Raw genomic sequence first — 4,712 nt, 5'->3', positions numbered from 1 at the left:
AGGAGAAAAATAATAACTGGGTATATCTTGTTTGATTATTCCTTCTTGATCTAATTCTCCAAAATAAAAGGGATTATTAGGGAATTCTTTAGAGCCTGTTAAAAGGGTGGAGCTTAGGAAGATATAAGTTTGGTAGTTTTGTAACTCTTCAAAAGTAAAATCTGTCGTTGCTTCTAATTTATAAAGTTCTTCATAAATACTTTGACAATCAATTATGCTTTTATTTTCACAAAATAAATAAATACTTTTTTTATCTTTGTGGATAGAATATAAAAAATCTCTACTTACCATAATTTTCCTTAAATGATGCCTATTTTAGCTTTTCCGCTAAAATACAAAGCTTGTGATATTTTACAAACTCCACCTAAATACCGCTCATCCCAAATTTGATCTTTTATTTTATAACTTTTTGAATTATATCCATATATTTTTGTTATATTGTTAATATTTTCAAGACATTTCATATCTTTATAAACTACAATAAAAATTCTAAATTCCCCAATGGCAATTTTATGGGCTAAATTTTCTTGATTATTAACAAAGGAACAATCTTTTCTGTATTTATTAAAATCATTTTTATCAAGAATTAAAATATATTTTTCTTTTTCTTGTGCCTTTAAAATAAAATCTATGATTTTTGTTTGACTAATGATAGGAGCGTTATAACTTGTATAATAACTATCTCCAACCTCTTGCAAAATATCATTTGTTTCTTGCATTATAGTGGCTATTAATGAAAGAAAGTATTCAAAATGATTGATTTTTTCTGGGGAGCTTCTAAAAAGTCCAAGAGGTCCATTTTTATGAGCAAAATTTTTATTATTAATATCATTATTCTTTAACACAAAAGTTTCTGTATAAATTTGAATATTTTTCATAAAATGATTTAAATTTTCCAAACTTTCTTTTAAAGAATTATTTTTTATTATTTTATCTTCATTTTCTTTAAGCTCCAAAAGATAAGAATAAAAATAAAGAGTTCGAGTAAGAGGGATGATGGAGTGTTCCCCTGTTATTCCAGAGCTTGTATTGATTGTATGAAGCAGTATTGTATCGCTATATTGATTATCTTGATGTAATCAGCTTAATCCCTAATTTTGATATAGGAGAGCCGATATACCATTCATTTTTGCATTCATTTTTACTTGATTCACAATGATGTATGGAATCTTGAATTGAGAGTTTATATATATCTTTCATCTCCTTTAAGTTCAAAATTTTGAGGCGTTCTCCTATCTTCTTTAAAATGTTGCCAATAATTATAAGCAAGTTGTCTATAATATGGTGCAATATCTGCTAAAATAGGGATAGCATTAATATCAAGTGGCATCATTGTTGTATTAGTAGAAACACTCATTGTTATCCCATAGCATTGACTATGTTTCTCTTGGATTATCTTGTGTAATACCTTTCGTATCTTACTCTCTAATGAAGCATCATTTTTGTCTAAATCTCTTGCTCTATTTACTATATTTTCTATTTCTTCTTTTATAAATCTTTCTTGTTGTTCTTTGCTGTAAAATATAAAGAGTTTTACTATATAATCATAAGGAGGTGCTATCTTTCTAGCTCCAGGTGCATTATAAGTATATAAAGCTTTGATATTATTTCTATTCTTATCATCACAGATACTTAAAGCAAAGAGTTGTGCAAGGCAGCCTCCAAGAGAGTGTCCTGTAATGGTAAGAGAATCTTTTTCTTTGATTTGTGGATAATCTTTAATACAAGTTTCATAAAAGTTTATCATATCATCATATTGAGCTTTAGGTATAGAGCCTACAGCTAAAGAAGCATCAGCTACAAACAAATCTTTAAAAGAACTCATTTCTGTTCCTCTAATGGCTAAAATATAATCGATATAGCCATATTCACTTGTATAGTTTTACTATCAATTTGTTTTCTTTTTTCTCCAAATAAAGTAGCAGAGAAACCTGAATCTGTATTGGGGCAATGTTTTAATAAATCATAGCGAGAAAAGAATTGTTTGGCTTGTTCTTTACCAAAGTCGCCATCGAGTTCATCATTAAATATCCAACCCGTATCTTTAACTTTGCAACCTTTATAGGTAATATCGAGTATGTTTTGCATGGTAATAATTTTATCACTATTTTTAAAACTTTTCCCCTTAAAATGAAAATACCCATACGATGCTCAAGCTAATTCTGCATTATCGCAAAGTTTCTTGATTTGCTCTTTATTATTCATTATTTGCTCCTAAAAAGTAAATCTCTTTTGAAATACCTACATTCTACAGAAGTTTTCCAATTTATTCTAAAATCCATATTGCCTTCATTACCAAATATTTGAGGATAATAGACAATCCAACTCGGAGAAAATTCAATATTAGCGATATTATCCATAGAAAAAACTTCATTATTATCTTTCAAGTCTGTATAAGCACGCAACACTATACTATTTTTGTATGTTGTGTTTTTAAGAAAGACATATTTATCTCCCAGTTTTAATCCAAAATATCCCAAAATTTTATTGTATTTTTCCTCACTATTTGGTAAATCATTAATCTTGCATAGTTTCCTAAATTCCCAATAATTAGGTTGTATCCACCAAAATGGTACAAAACCAAGAGGAATACCTATAAAATAAATTCCGCTACATAATATAAAAGCTAAAAGAATTTTTTTAGGTGTAAGAAACTTTTTCATTTTAATATCTTAGAATCTGTTAGATGAAAGTAACCATAACTAGCCCAAGCTAACTCAGCGTTATCCCGTAGTTTTTCAACTATCTCTTTATTTGTCATTTTACCTCCTTAAAATTACAGATAAACTTATTATCTTTAAAACATTCTGGCATCTCTCTAATATAAATATTACCACAGGTAATATAATTATCCCACATAACTCTAAAATCCATATTACCCTCATTGCCTAATATTATGGTCTCCAATCATACCAAATTGAACCTAATTCATTGACTTCTATTATGTTTTTTTCAAATCCATTTTAATATTTAACTGAGCTTTTATTCTCTTGGTATCATATCTAAATCGTGCAATATAATTATTATTCTCGAGTTTTAAATTATTTTGTAAATCATTAGGATTAACTCCAAATAATTTTAATGCTTTCTCTGTTTTGTCAATATCATTATTTAATTTTATTTCTTTACTGCCAAAACAAGTATTTATAAGAGAAATGCAGCATCTAGGTTCTATTCTCATTATTTTACTTTGCTCAAAACGCGCTTGTATAGCTCTTGCATAGGTAGAATTTTGATTATTATGTTTGTCGCCTAGTTTTTGGGTATCTACTTTTTTCTTCTAATTCATTGTTATTATTATCTTTATATTTAATTATACCTTTAAAAACATATTGCAATATCGCATAACTAGCATCTGCAACATTAGCATAATCTAAAAATTTAGCAATTAAGTCTAATTTAGCTTCTTGTATTTTAATGTTTTTAGGCATTTATTATTCCAAAGTTTCAACTTGCTAATCATCATTTCTTAAATTTTTGTCAATATCCTCACAATATAATACTTCTTCATATCTAAAATATAATCCAGCACCCTCATCACCTCTTAAGAATATACCATAATTATCATAAATATAGGATAAATGCGTTAAATAATGAATATCATCATAATAATCTTCAAATGTAACTTCTTTTAAAGTAAATTTATTTTTTGCAATACATTAATGCTTTTTGATTTTTTAAAATCAAAATATATTTTTTTATTTATTTTTTGATTAAAAAAGAATTCTCCTTTTTCATCATGCATTGTATTTCCTTTTTCTCTATTGTTAAATATTTCCCGATAAGTTTTATTATAAATTATTACTTTATTATCTATATCTTTACACAACCTCTTAAACTCATAATACTAAGGATCCATATATTTATAAGAACATCCTCCTGCTAAGAATAATAAAAGATATACAGGTAAAAGAAATAAAGCAAGTTTTTTAAATATTGTTTTAAAATTTATAGTTTTTGTTTTATTTTTTAATTTAAAAAAAACTTTAAAGATAAAATATAAAATAATAGAAAATATAAAAACAAAAAAGAAAAATATAAGAATAAATGTTAAAAGATTAACTAAAGAATTCTAGAATTTATTAAACCCTCTCAATTTGTTTTTATATTTTTTAAACATACCTTTACTTAAATCTGTAGAATAGCTAGCCTAGCGCATTCTGACATATTTATAAAGTTTCATATATTTAGCTTGTTTTTCATATATTAGCAACCTCGTTTTTCTCATAATTCTTTATATTTTTTAATATCAGAACGTATCATTTTTCTTTTGTATTTAGCAAACATACCTTATATCTAGCCAAATATAAGTTATATATTTTCATAAAATAATATTAGCTTGTGATTTACTAAGTTGCGTGATTTCTTGAGTTTTTATAGTGTCTAATGCTAAATATTCTATAAGCATTCTAATTTGATATTTAAAGAATTTTCTAATATAGAATAATTAAGTAAGCAAAGTTCATCATTTTTATAAAAGATGCTAAGTTTTCCTAAACCACTGCTTTCATCTTTAGGGGAAAAATAATAACTGGGTACATCTTGTTTGATTATCCCTTCTTGATCTAATTCTCCAAAATAAAAGGGGTTATTAGAGAATTCTTTAGAGCCTGCTCACTTATAAAAAATGATTCTTGTGCATCCTTGTAAGTAAGGTTAAATTCTTTATTGTATTTATTAACTTTACATAAAGTTTTAAAAGTTTTACCTAA

Annotated in this window: 5 protein-coding genes and 2 pseudogenes; all 7 read right to left on the bottom strand. The window is 26.1% G+C overall.

Going from position 1 to position 4,712, the window contains the following annotated elements; all coding sequences use genetic code 11:
- Positions 1-291 (bottom strand): annotated as a pseudogene (locus tag CQA75_RS08675) (hypothetical protein); the annotation flags it as partial.
- Positions 292-299: 8 nt separating this feature from the next.
- Positions 300-1,004, bottom strand: a pseudogene (locus CQA75_RS09245) (hypothetical protein); the annotation flags it as partial.
- A 179-nt stretch (positions 1,005-1,183) separates the two neighbouring features.
- Positions 1,184-1,825, bottom strand: a complete 642-nt coding sequence (locus CQA75_RS09455) for a lipase family protein (RefSeq protein WP_246023818.1) — start codon at positions 1,823-1,825, stop codon at positions 1,184-1,186.
- A 17-nt stretch (positions 1,826-1,842) separates the two neighbouring features.
- Positions 1,843-2,088, bottom strand: a complete 246-nt coding sequence (locus CQA75_RS09450; protein WP_246023817.1) for a hypothetical protein — start codon at positions 2,086-2,088, stop codon at positions 1,843-1,845.
- 116 nt (positions 2,089-2,204) lie between these two features.
- Positions 2,205-2,663, bottom strand: coding sequence for a hypothetical protein (locus CQA75_RS08655; protein ID WP_171000104.1), 459 nt, complete (start codon positions 2,661-2,663; stop codon positions 2,205-2,207).
- 278 nt (positions 2,664-2,941) lie between these two features.
- On the bottom strand, positions 2,942-3,181 hold the full coding sequence (locus CQA75_RS08650) for a hypothetical protein (protein WP_137624569.1): 240 nt from the start codon (positions 3,179-3,181) through the stop codon (positions 2,942-2,944).
- A gap of 58 nt (positions 3,182-3,239) precedes the next feature.
- Positions 3,240-3,431 carry a hypothetical protein gene (locus tag CQA75_RS09235; protein ID WP_171000103.1) on the bottom strand — a complete coding sequence of 64 codons (192 nt, stop codon included), beginning with the start codon at positions 3,429-3,431 and terminating at the stop codon, positions 3,240-3,242.
- Positions 3,432-4,712 lie beyond the last annotated feature (1,281 nt).

Source organism: Campylobacter taeniopygiae (assembly GCF_005406225.1).
Classification (GTDB): Bacteria; Campylobacterota; Campylobacteria; order Campylobacterales; family Campylobacteraceae; genus Campylobacter_D; species Campylobacter_D taeniopygiae.
This window is presented reverse-complemented; position numbering and strand designations above follow the sequence as displayed.

Bases quoted from the DNA above. Each gene is read 5' to 3' on its own strand.
- CQA75_RS09455 (WP_246023818.1), bottom strand. From the start codon at position 1,825: ATGAGTTCTTTTAAAGATTTGTTTGTAGCTGATGCTTCTTTAGCTGTA.
- CQA75_RS09450 (WP_246023817.1), bottom strand. From the start codon at position 2,088: ATGCAAAACATACTCGATATTACCTATAAAGGTTGCAAAGTTAAAGAT.
- CQA75_RS08655 (WP_171000104.1), bottom strand. From the start codon at position 2,663: ATGAAAAAGTTTCTTACACCTAAAAAAATTCTTTTAGCTTTTATATTA.
- CQA75_RS08650 (WP_137624569.1), bottom strand. From the start codon at position 3,181: ATGAGAATAGAACCTAGATGCTGCATTTCTCTTATAAATACTTGTTTT.
- CQA75_RS09235 (WP_171000103.1), bottom strand. From the start codon at position 3,431: ATGCCTAAAAACATTAAAATACAAGAAGCTAAATTAGACTTAATTGCT.